The 15,713-nt window shown below is 48.4% G+C and carries 16 protein-coding genes and 2 tRNA genes; all 18 read right to left on the bottom strand.

Annotation, left to right across the window (positions count from 1 at the left end):
• Positions 1-410 precede the first annotated feature (410 nt).
• The 18 genes from lysS to KNP88_RS15020 all read right to left on the bottom strand — a co-directional run bounded on the left by lysS (position 411) and on the right by KNP88_RS15020 (position 15,700).
• On the bottom strand, positions 411-1,892 hold the full coding sequence (gene lysS / locus KNP88_RS15105) for a lysine--tRNA ligase (RefSeq protein ID WP_157898521.1): 1,482 nt from the start codon (positions 1,890-1,892) through the stop codon (positions 411-413).
• A 170-nt stretch (positions 1,893-2,062) separates the two neighbouring features.
• Positions 2,063-3,058: a tRNA dihydrouridine synthase DusB gene (gene dusB / locus KNP88_RS15100; RefSeq protein WP_214894494.1), complete on the bottom strand. Its 996-nt coding sequence runs from the start codon at positions 3,056-3,058 to the stop codon at positions 2,063-2,065.
• A 31-nt stretch (positions 3,059-3,089) separates the two neighbouring features.
• Positions 3,090-3,587 carry a 2-amino-4-hydroxy-6-hydroxymethyldihydropteridine diphosphokinase gene (gene folK, locus KNP88_RS15095; protein ID WP_088835989.1) on the bottom strand — a complete coding sequence of 166 codons (498 nt, stop codon included), beginning with the start codon at positions 3,585-3,587 and terminating at the stop codon, positions 3,090-3,092.
• Positions 3,584-3,955 (bottom strand): dihydroneopterin aldolase, encoded by a 372-nt coding sequence (gene folB / locus KNP88_RS15090; RefSeq protein ID WP_088835988.1) that lies wholly within the window; start codon positions 3,953-3,955, stop codon positions 3,584-3,586. The genes folK and folB overlap by 4 nt, the downstream gene beginning before the upstream one ends.
• A gap of 2 nt (positions 3,956-3,957) precedes the next feature.
• Positions 3,958-4,749, bottom strand: coding sequence for a dihydropteroate synthase (gene folP, locus KNP88_RS15085; protein ID WP_214894493.1), 792 nt, complete (start codon positions 4,747-4,749; stop codon positions 3,958-3,960).
• Entirely contained in the window at positions 4,746-5,585 is an 840-nt protein-coding gene (pabC, locus tag KNP88_RS15080; RefSeq protein WP_214894492.1) for an aminodeoxychorismate lyase, read from the bottom strand. Before pabC ends, folP begins: the two co-directional genes overlap by 4 nt.
• On the bottom strand, positions 5,569-6,150 hold the full coding sequence (locus tag KNP88_RS15075; RefSeq protein WP_214771754.1) for an anthranilate synthase component II: 582 nt from the start codon (positions 6,148-6,150) through the stop codon (positions 5,569-5,571). Before KNP88_RS15075 ends, pabC begins: the two co-directional genes overlap by 17 nt.
• Positions 6,147-7,535 (bottom strand): anthranilate synthase component I family protein, encoded by a 1,389-nt coding sequence (locus KNP88_RS15070; RefSeq protein WP_353048795.1) that lies wholly within the window; start codon positions 7,533-7,535, stop codon positions 6,147-6,149. The genes KNP88_RS15075 and KNP88_RS15070 overlap by 4 nt, the downstream gene beginning before the upstream one ends.
• Positions 7,536-7,627: 92 nt before the next feature.
• Positions 7,628-8,572: a cysteine synthase A gene (cysK, locus tag KNP88_RS15065; protein WP_088835983.1), complete on the bottom strand. Its 945-nt coding sequence runs from the start codon at positions 8,570-8,572 to the stop codon at positions 7,628-7,630.
• A gap of 80 nt (positions 8,573-8,652) precedes the next feature.
• A complete protein-coding gene (locus KNP88_RS15060; RefSeq protein ID WP_029332222.1) occupies positions 8,653-8,964 on the bottom strand; it encodes a SurA N-terminal domain-containing protein in 312 nt (103 codons plus the stop codon).
• A gap of 12 nt (positions 8,965-8,976) precedes the next feature.
• Entirely contained in the window at positions 8,977-9,903 is a 927-nt protein-coding gene (gene hslO, locus KNP88_RS15055; protein ID WP_029332221.1) for an Hsp33 family molecular chaperone HslO, read from the bottom strand.
• An 11-nt stretch (positions 9,904-9,914) separates the two neighbouring features.
• On the bottom strand, positions 9,915-10,676 hold the full coding sequence (locus tag KNP88_RS15050; RefSeq protein ID WP_088835982.1) for a type III pantothenate kinase: 762 nt from the start codon (positions 10,674-10,676) through the stop codon (positions 9,915-9,917).
• A 161-nt stretch (positions 10,677-10,837) separates the two neighbouring features.
• Positions 10,838-12,844 carry an ATP-dependent zinc metalloprotease FtsH gene (ftsH, locus tag KNP88_RS15045; protein ID WP_088835981.1) on the bottom strand — a complete coding sequence of 669 codons (2,007 nt, stop codon included), beginning with the start codon at positions 12,842-12,844 and terminating at the stop codon, positions 10,838-10,840.
• A 120-nt stretch (positions 12,845-12,964) separates the two neighbouring features.
• Entirely contained in the window at positions 12,965-13,510 is a 546-nt protein-coding gene (hpt, locus tag KNP88_RS15040; protein WP_012368964.1) for a hypoxanthine phosphoribosyltransferase, read from the bottom strand.
• A gap of 33 nt (positions 13,511-13,543) precedes the next feature.
• The gene (tilS, locus tag KNP88_RS15035; RefSeq protein ID WP_214894491.1) at positions 13,544-14,788 is read right to left on the bottom strand and encodes a tRNA lysidine(34) synthetase TilS; all 1,245 of its coding nucleotides are present in this window, start codon (positions 14,786-14,788) and stop codon (positions 13,544-13,546) included.
• A 76-nt stretch (positions 14,789-14,864) separates the two neighbouring features.
• Positions 14,865-14,936 (bottom strand) — tRNA-Glu (locus tag KNP88_RS15030).
• A 9-nt stretch (positions 14,937-14,945) separates the two neighbouring features.
• Positions 14,946-15,022 (bottom strand) — tRNA-Met (locus KNP88_RS15025).
• A 153-nt stretch (positions 15,023-15,175) separates the two neighbouring features.
• On the bottom strand, positions 15,176-15,700 hold the full coding sequence (locus KNP88_RS15020; RefSeq protein ID WP_088835979.1) for a S1 domain-containing RNA-binding protein: 525 nt from the start codon (positions 15,698-15,700) through the stop codon (positions 15,176-15,178).
• Positions 15,701-15,713: the final 13 nt, after the last annotated feature.

Genomic DNA, 15,713 nt, shown 5'->3' with positions numbered 1-15,713 from the left:
TCTCCATAAAGTGTTTGACTTGCTCGTTTGTGTGACTAAAAGTCACGTTGACGAAGCTTGCGCTTCATTCATTGTTTGTATCCGAAGATACGTTTTTTGCCTCATCGTTCAGTTTTCAAAGTTCGTCGTGTCGTTTTCAGCGACTTTAATATCTTACCAAGTTATCAACACAATTGTCAACAACTTTTTTTGATATTTTTTTCGGTGTGTCACAACCATTTGCGGCACAAGAAATAATATACCACGGCTTTTTCGATTGTACAAGCATTTTATTAGAAAAACATTTAAAAAGATTACTTACCCGTTTTATTGCTGATTGATTCCAATCCATCATGTCTTTTCGAGCCTTCATTTTTCATAATAAAGCTCCCTCTCTACTATATATAGAAGAAAGGGAGCAAACGTGTTTGTTAGTTTTGTTGGTGGCGCATCGTTGGGAATAAGAGAACGTCACGAATCGATGGTGCGTTTGTTAGCAACATGACAAGGCGATCGATTCCGATTCCAAGTCCACCCGTTGGCGGCATTCCGTATTCCAATGCTTCGATGAAATCATTATCCATCTCGTGTGCTTCATCATTTCCAGCTTCCTTTTCAACAAGCTGTGCTTCGAAACGTTCACGTTGGTCGATTGGATCGTTTAACTCCGTGAAGGCATTCGCATGTTCACGACGCACGATGAATAATTCGAAACGATCCGTAAAGCGTGGATCTTCTGGGTTTTTCTTCGCGAGTGGTGAAATTTCAACTGGGTGACCATAAACGAAAGTCGGTTGAACGAGTGTCTCCTCGATTTTTTGTTCGAAGAATTCATTTAAGATATGCCCCGTCGACATATGTGACTGAACTTCGATTCCGTGTTCATGGGCAAGTTCGTGGGCCCGCTCTTTCGAAATATCATCAAAGAAATTGATTCCTGTCGCTTCTTTAACGAGATCTGCCATATGGGCACGTTTCCAACCAACCGTTAAATCGATGACGTCTTCGCCATACGTAACTTTTGTTGTCCCAAGTACTTCTTGAGCGACGTGAGCAATCAGGTTTTCTGTTAAATCCATGATATCTTCATAGTCCGCATATGCCTCATACAACTCAATCATCGTGAACTCTGGGTTATGGCGTGTTGAAATTCCTTCATTTCGGAAGACACGACCAATTTCATATACTTTTTCAAGTCCACCGACGATAAGACGTTTTAGGTGCAATTCAATCGCGATTCGCATGTAAAGCGTCATATCAAGAGCATTGTGGTGCGTGATGAACGGACGGGCAGATGCTCCACCTGCGATTGTGTGTAACATCGGTGTTTCGACTTCCAAGTAGCCGAGACTATCGAGATATTGACGGATGCCTCGAATTACTTTGCTTCGGGCGATGAATGTCTCCCGTGATTCCGTATTTGTAATGAGATCGAGGTAACGTTGACGGTACCGTTGTTCCACATCTTTTAATCCATGATATTTATCTGGAAGCGGACGAAGTGCTTTCGTCAACAATGTAAACGACGTGACATGGACTGATAACTCGCCGACGTTCGTTTTAAAGACATAACCACTGATTCCGATGATATCACCTAAATCACATGTCTTGTAAATTTCATACGCTGCTTCTCCGACATCGTCTTTCCGGACATATAACTGAATTTGACCTGTCACATCCTGAACGTTCGTAAATCCAACTTTCCCTTTACGGCGTGTCGTCATGACACGTCCCGCAATCGTTACTTCCGGTTTTAATTCAGCTAATTCCTCTTTTTCGTTCTCGCCGTAAGCTGAACGAATGCTTGCTGTATCCGTTGACCGTTCAAAACGAGCACCGAACGGGTCGAGTCCTTGCTCACGCATCGCGTTCATCTTACCGAGACGCACCTGCATTTGATCATTCATTTCCATGTCCTGACTCACTGTATTCACTCCTTCTAAAAATTGTTCACGACGGTCTTCATCATTCTGCATCAAAAAGCTGCCGGCATGACCGACAGCACCTTGAAAAAAACCGATTCGCTCATCTTTAATGCAATTAGCGTACCATAAAACGGGTAATGCCGACTATACTTTACCTGTCACGCATGTACTACGGTTGTTTCCAAGGTTTCGACATACTGACGTAACAACTCTTGAAGACCGGCATGGGTATCAATATCGAATAAGGCTTTTCGGACTTGCCCGTTCCCACTTAATCCTTTGAGATACCACGCGACGTGGGTACGCATTTCACGAACGGCTAGTTTCTCACCTTTCAGTGCAACGAGTCGTGCCGCATGCAACAAGCAAATATCAATCTTTTCACGTGGTGTCGGCTCGACTGGTAACTTCCCGGATTCGAGATACTGGATGGTCTGATAGAGCATCCATGGATTGCCGAGCGCCGCCCGACCAATCATCACACCATCTACACCGATTTTATCAATCATCCGTTGCGCGTCTTGCGGCGTTTGCACATCACCGTTTCCGATGATCGGAATCTGCACTGCCCGTTTTGCTTCCCCGATGATGTTCCAGTCCGCAACGCCCTCATACTTTTGCGAACGGGTCCGCCCGTGAATGGCAACCGCCTTTGCTCCACCCGCTTCCGCTGCCCGGACATTATCGACACAATAAATATGATGACTGTCCCACCCTGTCCGCATCTTCACCGTGACGGGTTTCTCGACCGCTTGCGATACAGCATGAACCATTTCATATACTTTATCGGGATCAAGCAACCATTTTGCACCGGCATCACATTTCGTGACTTTTGGAACCGGGCATCCCATGTTGATGTCAATGATATCCGCATTCGTGTTGGCATCGACATACTGTGCCGCCTTTACGAGTGTCTCCTTCGATCCGCCGTAAATCTGCAGACTGAGCGGCTTTTCGCGTTCGTCGACATACAGCATCTCTAACGTCCGTTCATTTTCATACAAAATCCCTTTATCGCTGACCATTTCCGCACAGACGAGTCCTGCCCCGAATTCTTTTGCAATCAAACGAAACGCAGGATTGCAGACGCCCGCCATCGGTGCGAGGATGACACGATTGTTCAGTTCGACGTCACCAATCTTAAAACCTGACATGTAGCGCTCTTCCTCTCTTCTTCAATACCCTCTATTCCTTCACGATTCGTCTGACGCCCGCTCGTTCCGTTTCCGGTAGTTGCGCGTAGAGTTCCTCGACCGTCCTCTTTAAATGCGGTACCTCATATTGCGGATTCAATTCCTGCAACGGCGCGAGGACAAATGCCCGCTCTTGCATCCGTGGATGCGGCACCGTTAATCCTTCTGAATGTATATCATCTGTATTATAAAGGATGATGTCAAGGTCTAACGTTCTCGGTCCATTCTTGAACAATCGCTTCCGTCCTTCTTGGCGTTCGATGCCCTGCAAGTGCTCGAGCAACACCTCCGCGGACCAACTCGTCTCAAGTTCGACGACCATGTTGTAGAATAAATCTTGATCGAGGTAACCGACAGGAACGGTCTCATAAATCGAGGACGGGCGAATCGCTTGAATCTCCGGGTACGCCGTCATCGCTTCAATTGCAGCATGTAAGTGCCCGGCCTTATCCCCGATGTTCGACCCAAGGGCGATGTAAGCACGGTTCATGCATAATCCCCCCGAACCCGATTGATTTCTACCGCGACATGCTCATAGTGCCCTGCGATCGGTGGATCAGGTTTGATGACTTTGACGGTCGCTTCCAAAATTCGTGGATCGAGCAAAAAGACGTGTCGGACGATTCGGTCCGCGAGCGCCTCGACCAACTGAACGGCCTCCCCTTCGACGACATGTTTCGTCGCTTCATAGAGTTCCGCATAATTGACACTTTCCCGTAAATCGTCCGTCTCGCCGGCGCGTGATAAATCAAGTCCGATGGATAAATCCACATTAAAGCGCTGTCCTAACTTCGTTTCTTCTGCGAACACTCCATGATAACCATAAAAACGCATCCCTGAAACGTGTATGCGATCCATCTTCATTCCCCCTTCGGTAATTCTGCTGCAAGCATCGCGTCCATCATCAGAGCGGCCCGCTTGATTTCTTTCACGTCATGGACACGCATCCACTCGCAACCTTGTTGGATGCCGTAACAGACGGTCGCAATCGTCCCTTCCACCCGTTCCGCCGCCGGGAGTCCGAGCGTCAATCCAATCAGTGACTTTCTCGACGTCCCGAGCAGGACGGGGTATCCGAAATCTGTCGCGATCGCGAGGTGACGCATCAAAAATAAATTCTCTTCATACGTTTTCATGAAACCAATCCCTGGATCGAGCCAAATCCGATTTTCCGAGACACCCGCCTGTTTCGCTAATCGGATTGATTCTTCAAGGTCGGCGCGGACTTCAGCTAAGACGTCTGTTCCGTGTGGTTCCGTCCGATTATGCATCAGGATGATTGGGACTTCGTGCCGGGCGGCGACCGTTACCATTGAACGATCCCCCCATTTCGAACCCCAGACGTCATTGATGAGATCTGCACCGGCACGGACAGCGGCTTCAGCGACTTCCGGTTTATACGTATCAATCGAAATCAAGACATCGAGCTCACGCTTCAAGCGACGAATCACTGGAACAACGCGGTCGATTTCATCTGCTACTGAAACAAATGTCGCACCCGGTCGCGTCGATTCTCCACCAACATCGATTGCATCTGCCCCGTCCGCAACAAGTTGCCTAGCATGACGAACAGCGAGTTCGACATCAACGTATTGTCCACCATCTGAAAACGAATCCGGCGTCACATTTAAAATTCCCATGATTTTTGTCAACGTTTTTCCCTCCTCGACCACCGCGTCTCGACGGCCTCATCGAATAGCTGACGCACACGTTGATAGCCGCTTCCCGATTGACCCGGGAACGTTCGTCCGTCAAGTGATAAAACGGCGACTGCTTCTTGAACGGAATTCGTGTAGAGAATTTCGTCTGCCTCCATCAACTGTGGCAATAAAGCAAGGCGTTCTTCGACCATAAGTTGCTCCATCAAGAACTGGCGGGTGATCCCATTCAAGGCACCCGTCTCAAGCGACGGTGTATACCACTTCTCCCCATAACGCCAAAAAATGTTCGAAGTGATGCCTTCACAAATGAATCCTTCCTTCGTCAAGAAGAGCCCTTCCGCTTCCGGATTAAACAGTTGGCGTTTCGCAACTAGATTGTTCATGTAGTGATGCGACTTTAAGCGATACGCCGTTTCCGGTGTACTGCGTGGCAACCGGACCGTTTCAAGCGCCCGCTCCGTCGCTTGTCGCGCACCAATCGGTCTCGCATAAATCACGACCGTCGGCGTGTCATACCGCTCAACGGAGAGTCCGATATCACGGGGACCAGCCGAGACATTTAAGCGGATGTATAAATCAGTCGTCGCATGGGCACGGTATAAGGTCTCAATCGCAACTAACAGTTCATCCCGCGTATAGGGGATGACGATTCCAATCGCGGCACAACTCATCTGTAGCCGTTTAATATGATCATCAAATAAAAATGGATGTCCTGCATACGTACGAAATGTCTCAAAAATCCCCATTCCATATAAATAACCATGGTCAAATGGTGAAATCCGAACGTCTTCTTCTTTTACTACCTGTCCATCATGCCAAAGATACATATCGATTCAACTCCAAAAAGTTTTTTAACATCCGTTTCCCGTCTCGGGTCAAGATTGCTTCCGGATGAAACTGGACACCGACGATCGGTAACTCGCGATGTCGCAGGGCCATGATTTCTCCCCCTGCTTCTGCTGTCACTTCCAGGGCATCCGGAAAGGTCTCCCGCTCGACGACAAGCGAATGGTACCGTGTCACTGGTGTATCTTGAGCGATGCCTTCAAACATCCCGGTCGCGTCGTGAGACAATAACGAAACTTTTCCGTGCATTAAGTCTTGTGCCCGGACGACTTGTCCGCCGAAGACTTGCCCGATTGCTTGATGACCGAGGCAGACACCAAGGATAGGCAACTTGCCTGCGAAGTATTCGATTGCAGCAAGGCTGATGCCCGCCTCGTTCGGAGTACAAGGTCCTGGCGAAATCACTAGGTGATCGGGTTTGAGTTGTTCAATCTCCTCGAGTGTAATCGCATCATTCCGAAACACCTGGATCTCTTGCCCGAGCTCCCCAAAGTATTGGACTAAGTTGTACGTAAATGAGTCATAGTTATCAATCAATACAATCATGTCGTTCCCTCCGCCATTTCTTTTGCGACCCAAAGTGCCTTTGCCTTACTGAGTGATTCTTCATATTCGCTCACTGAACTAGAATCGGTGACGATTCCTGCTCCCGCCTGAATATAAGCGACGCCATCTTTGGCGACGAGCGTCCGAATCAAGATGTTGAAGATCGCATCGTCCGCCCAACTGATAAATCCGAGTGACCCTGTATAAATACCACGCCGGACCGGTTCTAACTCCTCGATGATCTCCATCGTCCGGATTTTTGGCGCGCCAGTAATCGTCCCACCGGGGAACATCGCTGCGAGAACATCGCTCGCACCTTGGTGTTCCGCTACTTTCCCACGGACATTCGAGACGATATGTTGGACATGAGAATATTTTTCGATCACCATCAATTCATCGACATGAACGGACCCATACCGGCTGACCCGCCCTAAATCGTTGCGTTCTAAATCAACGAGCATGACGTGTTCCGCCCGCTCTTTTTCATTATCGAGCAGCGTCTTCGCAAGCGCTAAGTCTTCCGCTTCATCCTTCCCGCGCGGACGTGTCCCAGCAATCGGACGCGTCGCGAGATCGTCTCCAATTTTTTCGACGAGCAACTCGGGTGACGCTGAGACGAGCGTCAACTCTTCATCGACGAAGTAGCCCATGTACGGCGACGGGTTCACCTGCCGCAACACGTCATAGACATGAGCCGGCGATGTTAAGAGACGTTCATGTTGACGAACCGCAAGATTGACTTGAAAGACGTCACCCGCTTCAATATAACGTTTGACGCGGTCTGCCGCCTCGACAAAGTCGGCTTGTTCGAACGACCGACCCCGCTCTAACCGTTCATTCGAAACCGGGCGAAAGACTGGCGCAGGACTCTCCACTTTCCAAGCAAGTACTTCAGTTTCAAGTGCTGCTTCCGCTACCTCGACCGTATCACGCGTCACGGCAACGAATAACTGACCTGCCTGTTCGTCATACACGGCGACTTCATCGTACCAATACAACGAAATATCTGCTGTTTCTAAATCGTCCTCCGCTTCGTCCGGTAATCGCTCTAAATACCGGACAGCGTCATAACTGACGTAGCCTGCCAGTCCACCGAAAAATGCAGGCATCCCGTCCGGACGAGCCGATGCATGACGTGCGCGTACTTCTTCAATTAATGAAAACGGAGAATCTGTTCGTTCTTCGACACCATCACGTGTTGTAATCGTCGTTTGTCCGGATTTCGTGCGTAACTGCCCGACCGGGTGCACACCAGCCATCGTATAGGAACCGATACGACCACTTTCGAGCCAGATATGACCGGTTTGTTCTTTTGTCCGCTCCACATAACGGTTATAAAATTGTTCCTTCGTCCATGTAAATGCTACATATCTCGTCTGTCGCACTTGCGTCCCCCACCTCTGTACGTATTCTGTCCTCATTATACGCAAAAAAAAGGCACGCGGGAGTCGAATGACTTCCGTGTGCCTGAAAAAAATTATAGTTTCGAACCTTCTTCTTCCTCGACTTGATAGAGTGGCGTACTGAGGTAACGTTCTCCATTCGAAGGAATGATCGCTAACACATTTTTGCCTTTTCCAAGACGTTTGGCCGTTTTAAGAGCTGCAGCGATTGCAGCACCTGAAGAAATCCCACCGAGAACTCCGTTTGATTTCGCGGCACGGCGCGCATGATCAAATGCTTCTTCCGTCGTGATTTGTTCGACACCGTCATAGATGTGTGTATCGAGAATCGAGGGTACGAATCCAGCACCAATTCCTTGGAGCTTGTGCGGACCCGGTTTACCACCCGAAAGAACAGGTGAATCCGTTGGTTCGACAGCGATGATTTCGATTCCCGGGAAGGCGTCGCGTAATACTTTACCAGCACCCGTGATCGTCCCACCTGTTCCGATTCCGGCGATGAAAGCATCCAGTGATAGTCCTTCGAACGCTTCAACGATTTCAGGTCCTGTCGTCTGTTCGTGGACGACGGGGTTCGCTCCGTTGTTGAATTGTTGCGGCATGAAATGACCATGTTCCTCTGCTTCCGCCGTCGCTCGCGCGATTGCACCCTTCATTCCTTCCGGACCAGGTGTTAAAATCAACTCCGCGCCGTACGCACGAAGAAGAGTTCGACGTTCCATGCTCATTGTTTCTGGCATGACGAGAATGGCCCGGTATCCTTTCGCTGCTGCGACCATCGCTAGACCAATCCCGGTGTTGCCACTCGTTGGTTCGATGATCGTATCGCCCGCTTTCAGTTTCCCAGCATCCTCTGCCGCTTCAATCATCGACAGCGCAATCCGGTCTTTGACACTTGACCCGGGATTCATGTACTCCAGTTTCAAGTAGACATCTGCATCCTCTGGTCCTGTCAGATGGTTCAATTTGACGATCGGCGTGCGGCCGACTAAATCTAGTACTGAATTTGCAATACGCATGACCATTCCTCCTCATAATGAAAAACCTTTAATTCCAAGTAATCCGATAAATCAATTATCAATGGACTGGATGAAATCTGTCAATCAAAGCGCTCCACGGTAGGTTTCGTTCCATTTTTGGATTGACGTTCTACCGCTTCTTGAATCAAACGATCGAGTGTATCTTGTTCGTGTTCTTTACGCATTACTTGATAGACATCCGCTCGTGTGATGTCTTCGTCTCCGACTGTCGCGACGACGTCTTCAAGCGGTCCACCGATACTTTCTTGGACGATCTTCGGAGAATCAACTTTCGGTAGTTCTCCCATGAAGGCATATGCTCCCGTTAAAAAGTTCGTCAACAGTAAGATGAAAATCAACATCCACAAGTACTTAGAGTTTACATTTCCCATTTTCAGACCCTCTTATGCTCGTTCGAGCGATTTTTCACGAAGTGATTGTAATTCTTCGACGCCATACTGATAGTGTTCTGAACAGAAATGACAAACTGCCTCTGCTCCACCATCTTCATCAATCATCGATTGAATCTCGTCAGGTCCGAGCGCTACGATGGCTGTCGCGAGCTTTTCGCGATCACATGTGCAACCAAACGTAACCGGCACTGTATCGAGGACTTCGTATGATTCACCGAGGACGAGTTCAAGCATTTCTTCCGGTGTTTTTTCTTCTCCGACAAGAATCGAGATTGGTTTTAATGCGGCCACTCGTGCTTCGAGTGCGGCAATCGTTTCTTCCGATGCACCTGGCATCAATTGCACGATTAACCCACCTGCTGCGATGACCGACTCATCTTCCGGATAAACGAGCACACCTGCACCGACGACAGATGGACTTTGTTCTGAGACTGCGAAGTAATACGTAAAGTCTTCACTGATTTCACCGGTTTGGATCGGTGATTGCCCTCCGACGAAGTCACGAAGCCCTAAATCTTTGATAACGGAAATATTTCCGCGACCGACTGCATCGCCGACTTTTAATTTCGTCAGACCGTCTGCATTGACGTACGTATCCATTTCGACACGTGGATGGCTGACGTATCCACGGACCGTTCCTTTTGCATCGGCATCGACGATGATTTTTCCGATCGGACCGTCCCCTTCAACTTTCAGGGTCACACGTGTGTCGCCTTTTTGCATCGTTCCCATCATCGCGCCGATTGTCAGCGTCCGGCCAAGCGCCGCCGTGACGACCGGAGTCGTTTGGTGCCGGAGCTGTGCTTCATACACCGACTTTGTCGAACGGATTGCAAATGCACGGACTTCGCCGTTAAAACCGAGCGCCCGTACTAAATAATCATCTTTTAGTTGTGCTAATAATTCTTCACGTTTCATTATTTATTCCCTCACTTATTTCGTTCGTAGATAATACGCAACCCGTCAAGCGTCAAAAATGGATCGACGATTTCAATCGTTGCGGATTCCTCGCTGATTAATCGGGCAAGCCCACCAGTCGCGATGACTTTTGCTTCACCCATTTCTTCTTTCATCCGGTGGACAAGACCGTCCACTTGCGCGACATATCCAAAATACGTCCCTGACTGCATCGCATGAATCGTATTCCGCCCAATCGCGGATTGTGGTTTCGCAATCTCAATGCGCGGCAGTTTTGCTGCTTTGTTATAAAGTGCCTCAGTCGACACCATGACACCCGGTGAAATGATTCCACCGTAATAGCGTTTTTGTGAATCGATATAACAATAGGTCGTTGCTGTCCCAAAGTCTACGATGATCAATGGACCATCATATTTGACCGTCGCGGCGACCGCATTGACGATTCGATCCGCCCCGACTTCCCTTGGGTTATCGACTTTTAAGTCGAGTCCGGTTTTAATACCTGGTCCAATCACGAACGGGCGTCGATTGAAATAACGGACGCACATGTTCTCCAGTGGAAACACGACGGGGGGTACGACAGATGATAACACGATTCCCTCGATTTCTTCCACGTTTAACTCTGCATCCCGGAACAAGGCTTTGACGAGCATCCCGTACTCATCGGTCGTCCGCGTCCGATCGGTTGCGATCCGCCAGTGCTCGACCAATGTCTCGCCAGCATAGACACCCAGTACGATATTCGTATTTCCAACATCAATTACTAAGATCATTTGACTGATTCCCCACTTTTCTATACGATACCTGCAATATACGTTGTGATTATACCACGTCGGCTAAGCTTCACCTACCGAAGTGCGCAAGCATCACGGCATATAAAAACAGGACCAGCACCCGCATAGCGGGCACTGATCCTGTCTTGTTGTGTCAGCGATTAAATTTGATCATCACGGCGTGGTTGATCAGGCTTTTCTACGTCCACATTTTGACCTTCGTCGATGACTGAACCACGTTGTGTCGGAGATTCTGTCGGTTCATCGATGACAGGAGTCGTCGATTCCGGTTTCTTCTCGTCTTCCGTTTGTTCAGCTACCACTTCTGGCTCGTTCTTCTTGTATTCACCTGTCTCGATAAGGTGGTGAATTTGTTTTTGATCCAGCGTTTCAACTTCAAGTAACGTCGTCGCAATCAAATCAAGCTGATCGCGTTTCTCCGTCAAAATCGTTTTCGCTTTTTGGTAACAGCGGTTGATGATCGCTTGGATTTCCGTATCAATCTCATGCGCAATTGCGTCCGAGTAGTTTTGTTCATTTTGGAAGTCACGTCCTAAGAAGACATTTCCACCTTGACCTGAACCGAACTGAAGCGGTCCGAGTTTTTCACTCATCCCGAACTCCATCACCATCTTACGCGCAAGTCCTGTCGCACGTTGGAAGTCATTGCTTGCTCCGGTCGATACTTCACCAAAGACGATATCTTCCGCGACACGACCACCAAGTAATCCAGTGATCTTATCTTCAAGTTCTGGTTTTGTCATGAAGTAACGATCTTCTTTCGGAAGCATGACGACGTAACCGCCGGCATTCCCACGAGGAACGATTGTTACTTTATGCACTTCATCCGCATCATCAAGTGTGACACCGATGATCGTATGACCTGCTTCATGCCACGCAACGATTTTTTTCTCTTTCGGCGAAATGATCCGGCTCTTCTTCGCTGGTCCAGCGATGACACGGTCAATCGCTTCTTCTAGATCGACAATGGAAATCTTATCCCGGTCGGTACGCGCTGCAACGAGTGCTGCTTCGTTCAACAGGTTTTCAAGATCAGCACCAGAGAATCCTGGTGTCCGTTGTGCGATTGCTTTTAAATCGACTGTTGAGTCGAGTGGTTTATTTCGTGCATGTACCTTAAGAACTGCTTCACGACCGACGACATCTGGACGCTCAACCGTAATTTGACGGTCAAAACGACCTGGACGAAGCAAGGCTGGGTCCAAGATATCAGCGCGGTTCGTTGCTGCGATCATGATGATGCCTTCATTTTCACTGAATCCGTCCATCTCAACGAGAAGTTGGTTCAATGTTTGTTCACGCTCATCATGTCCGCCACCGAGACCTGCGCCACGTTGACGACCGACTGCATCGATTTCATCGATGAAGATGATACACGGTGCATTTTTCTTTGCATTTTCGAAGAGATCACGTACACGTGACGCCCCGACACCAACGAACATCTCAACGAAGTCAGAACCTGAAATCGAGAAGAATGGAACGCCAGCCTCACCTGCCGCTGCACGTGCAAGTAACGTTTTACCTGTACCTGGAGGACCGACAAGAAGGACCCCTTTAGGGATACGTGCACCGAGACGTGCAAATTTACGTGGGTCTTTCAAGAATTCAACAACTTCGACGAGTTCTTGTTTCTCTTCGTCTGCACCAGCGACATCTTCAAACGTAATTTTCTTTTTCTCCGTATCATAGAGGCGCGCTTTTGATTTACCGAAGTTCATCACGCGGCCACCGCCGCCGCCACCTTGTGCTTGATTAATTAAGAAGAAGAAGAGAATGAATATGATGATGAACGGGACGATCGTCGTCAGTAACGCGATCCAACCGCCATTCGTCTCTGCTGCTTTAAAGTCCATATTGACACCTTGACTGCGCAATTGTGTATAAAGATCCGTTAACTCCGTATCAACAGCTGGAACAACCGTTTCATACGTCGAATCCTTTTCACGTAAATCACCAGTCACATTATACGTCTGTCCTTCGTACTGGAAGGTAGCCGTCTTAATTTCACCTTTTTCAACCGACTCGACAAACTGTGTGTAATTGATTTCTTTGCTTTTGTTCACTGGACTCTGCAAGTATTGCAGAAACAAGATCAAAGCTAGAAAAATGACCCCAAACACGAGGGTATTCTTCACTGCTCGGTTCATCTTATGCCTCCTCTCCGCACCAACTGACATACCTTCATCAACTGATACGAATCCTGACGCGGCAAAGCGCGCTTTGTAATTGGTTTCATCTTATCATGTGACAGTCAAGATTAAAAATAATTAGCCACCGTAGACTGCCGGCTTCAACACGCCAACATATGGAAGGTTACGATATTTCTCTTCATAGTCGAGACCGTAACCGACGACGAACTCGTGGGGAATCACAAATCCACTATAATCCGCGTGAAGATCATTTTTGCGACCTGACGGCTTATCGAGCAATGTCACGATTTTGACAGATTTTGCTTTACGGTACTTGAAGAGATCAACCAAGTATCCAAGCGTCAATCCACTGTCAATGATATCTTCGACAATCAGGATGTCACGTCCTTCTACAGATGTGTTCAAATCCTTTTCGATTTTAACTTCGCCTGTCGATGTCGTTCCACCGTGGTATGTCGAAACATCCATGAAATCCATCTCAAGGTGCATGTCCATCTTTTTGACGAGATCAGACATGAACGGCATTGCGCCTTTTAAGACACAGACGAGCAGTGGAAAACGATCACCATAATCTGCTGTCAGTTCACCCGCGAGTTCACCGACTTTATGTTGGATCTCTTCTTCCGAAATCAGTACTTTCTCCATATCATTCATTAAGGTCATGCTAGGTATTCCTCCTCCATTTTAAACACTACATTACCATTCTATCATTAAATAAGACCGTGCGAGGAGTTCAAATGACCCGAATTTTGCAATTCGATGTCCGACGACCGCTAAAACTTGACCCGTGGCGTCGACGACGACCGGAACTTCTGCCCGAAGATAACGTGGTACTTTCGCATCAATTAGAATCCGGCTTACTTTTTTCGTTCCGATTTCTAGCTGTATCCGGTCCCCTGGCAACTGACTTCGTACCGTCAGCGGGAAAGTAACTTCCGCTAACGGAATCCCTGCATCCCCGTATGAAAACGTCACATCTCGTTCACCATAACGGTATGTTCCCAAATCAGCCCCTACTTGAAACGATTCAAGTGCAGAATCTGTCGTATCTTTCTCGATACAGGTCAAGTATCCGTACGCGCGGCGAATCCTCCAGTTTCCATAATACACTTCGCTCGAGGGCATATCTACTCGGAGCCATGCTAAAAAGCGATCGAAATCCTCTGATGTCAACCGGACATCCGGTAAGAGCACTTGTAAAGCGAGTCGTCTCAAATCTGTCGGCAGCTGGTTAATCTCATCGATTACTATCCCATTCTCCCTCGTATGTCGCGCTACTAATGCTTCGACGTACGCTAAGTGCTCGTCCTGTATCGTTTGACGAAGCCGTGCGGCACGGACCGTCGCTTCTTCGAAACCCGGGCGCACTTGAGCGAGCCTTGGTAAAATATCGTGCCGGATTTGATTTCTTAAGTACTTCGTTTCCGCATTTGTCGCATCCTCACGCCACTCGATTTGTTGACGCGTCGCATAAGCCGTCAGTTCCTGTTTCGTCCAGTTCACCAGCGGACGATGCAACTGACCGGGACCGAACGGGCGATGAATCGGAATCCCGTCGATCGTCGCTTCACCCCGCAACAACTGAATCAATAACGTCTCGAGTTGATCATCACGATGATGTGCTAAGACTAAGTGACTCCGGTTCGTCTCTTCCATTAAGTTTTCAAAAAACTGATACCGTTTCTCGCGACAACGGGCTTGACTCACCCGTTGTCCACCCCATTCTAAACGGGTCGTCCGGAACGGGATATTACGTTCAAAAGCCCAGTTTTCGACAAACGCGGCTTCTTCATCCGATGCTGCACGAAGACCATGGTGGACATGGGCAATTAAAAGATCAAACTTCGCCTCGTGCAACAGATGCGCGAGCACCATCGAGTCGCAGCCTCCGGATACGCCGACGATGAGCGGTTCATTCGGAACAGGAGCAATCGTTTCCATGATGTACGCATCCCCTTTTCGAATCTACTATACTAAAAAAAGCCACCTCTATATAATAGAGATAGCTTTTAAAGAATGACCCGTACGGGAATCGAACCCGTGTTACCGCCGTGAAAGGGCGGTGTCTTAACCGCTTGACCAACGGGCCAAAAAAATATGGTAGCGGCGGAGGGAGTCGAACCCACGACCTCACGGGTATGAACCGTACGCTCTAGCCAGCTGAGCTACACCGCCATATTTTTAACTCGTGCGTCTTAAGCACATTTTCTATAATACGGTGGAGTCAAATGAAAGTCAACGCTTTTTATAAAAATAATTTCAAAAAAATAAAAGATGGAATGAACAGCGTCATTCCATCTCTATTCTTATAAAGAACAGGTCAGCAAGTTATTGACGTTTAGCACCGCGTCCGCCACGTTTTGAATCCGTTTGGCGTTTGAGTGTCGCAAGACGATCTTCACTGTCTTTGAGGAAACTCGTCATCAACGTATCGAACGTTTGCTCTTTACGTGGAGCAGGTGCTCCGCGACCACCTTTGTTGAATCCCCCACGATTTCCACCACCGCCGCCACTGCGCGGTCCTTTGTTATCAAACGGACGTGGTCCGCGATCTTGACCGGCCGGGCGTGGGCCACGGTCGAATTGACGTGCAGGACGAGGACGTTCGCCTTCAGGGCGGTCAACAGCCTTCTTGATTGAAAGACCGATTTTACCATCGTTTTCTACACTCAAGACTTTAACTGTGATTTCCTGTCCAACCGTCAAGACATCATTGATATCTTTAACGTAAGAATCTGCCACTTCGCTGATGTGAACGAGACCGGTTTTCCCAGTCGGTAATTCTACGAACGCTCCGAAATTAGTGATGCCTGTAACTTTCCCTTGCACTTTGCTGCCTACTTCAATCGACATAAATTGTATTGCT

This window comes from Exiguobacterium sp. H66 (genome assembly GCF_018618705.1).
In the GTDB taxonomy this organism is placed as follows: Bacteria; Bacillota; Bacilli; order Exiguobacteriales; family Exiguobacteriaceae; genus Exiguobacterium_A; species Exiguobacterium_A oxidotolerans.
This window is presented reverse-complemented; position numbering and strand designations above follow the sequence as displayed.

Coding starts and splice junctions, on each gene's coding strand:
- lysS (WP_157898521.1), bottom strand. CDS start 1,892: ATGGAAATGAATGATCAAATGCAGGTGCGTCTCGGTAAGATGAACGCG.
- dusB (WP_214894494.1), bottom strand. CDS start 3,058: ATGTCAGGTTTTAAGATTGGTGACGTCGAACTGAACAATCGTGTCATC.
- folK (WP_088835989.1), bottom strand. CDS start 3,587: ATGAACCGTGCTTACATCGCCCTTGGGTCGAACATCGGGGATAAGGCC.
- folB (WP_088835988.1), bottom strand. CDS start 3,955: ATGGATCGCATACACGTTTCAGGGATGCGTTTTTATGGTTATCATGGA.
- pabC (WP_214894492.1), bottom strand. CDS start 5,585: ATGTATCTTTGGCATGATGGACAGGTAGTAAAAGAAGAAGACGTTCGG.
- KNP88_RS15075 (WP_214771754.1), bottom strand. CDS start 6,150: ATGATTGTATTGATTGATAACTATGACTCATTTACGTACAACTTAGTC.
- cysK (WP_088835983.1), bottom strand. CDS start 8,572: ATGCGTATTGCAAATTCAGTACTAGATTTAGTCGGCCGCACGCCGATC.
- KNP88_RS15060 (WP_029332222.1), bottom strand. CDS start 8,964: ATGGGAAATGTAAACTCTAAGTACTTGTGGATGTTGATTTTCATCTTA.
- hslO (WP_029332221.1), bottom strand. CDS start 9,903: ATGAAACGTGAAGAATTATTAGCACAACTAAAAGATGATTATTTAGTA.
- KNP88_RS15050 (WP_088835982.1), bottom strand. CDS start 10,676: ATGATCTTAGTAATTGATGTTGGAAATACGAATATCGTACTGGGTGTC.
- ftsH (WP_088835981.1), bottom strand. CDS start 12,844: ATGAACCGAGCAGTGAAGAATACCCTCGTGTTTGGGGTCATTTTTCTA.
- hpt (WP_012368964.1), bottom strand. CDS start 13,510: ATGACCTTAATGAATGATATGGAGAAAGTACTGATTTCGGAAGAAGAG.
- tilS (WP_214894491.1), bottom strand. CDS start 14,788: ATGGAAACGATTGCTCCTGTTCCGAATGAACCGCTCATCGTCGGCGTA.
- KNP88_RS15020 (WP_088835979.1), bottom strand. CDS start 15,700: ATGTCGATTGAAGTAGGCAGCAAAGTGCAAGGGAAAGTTACAGGCATC.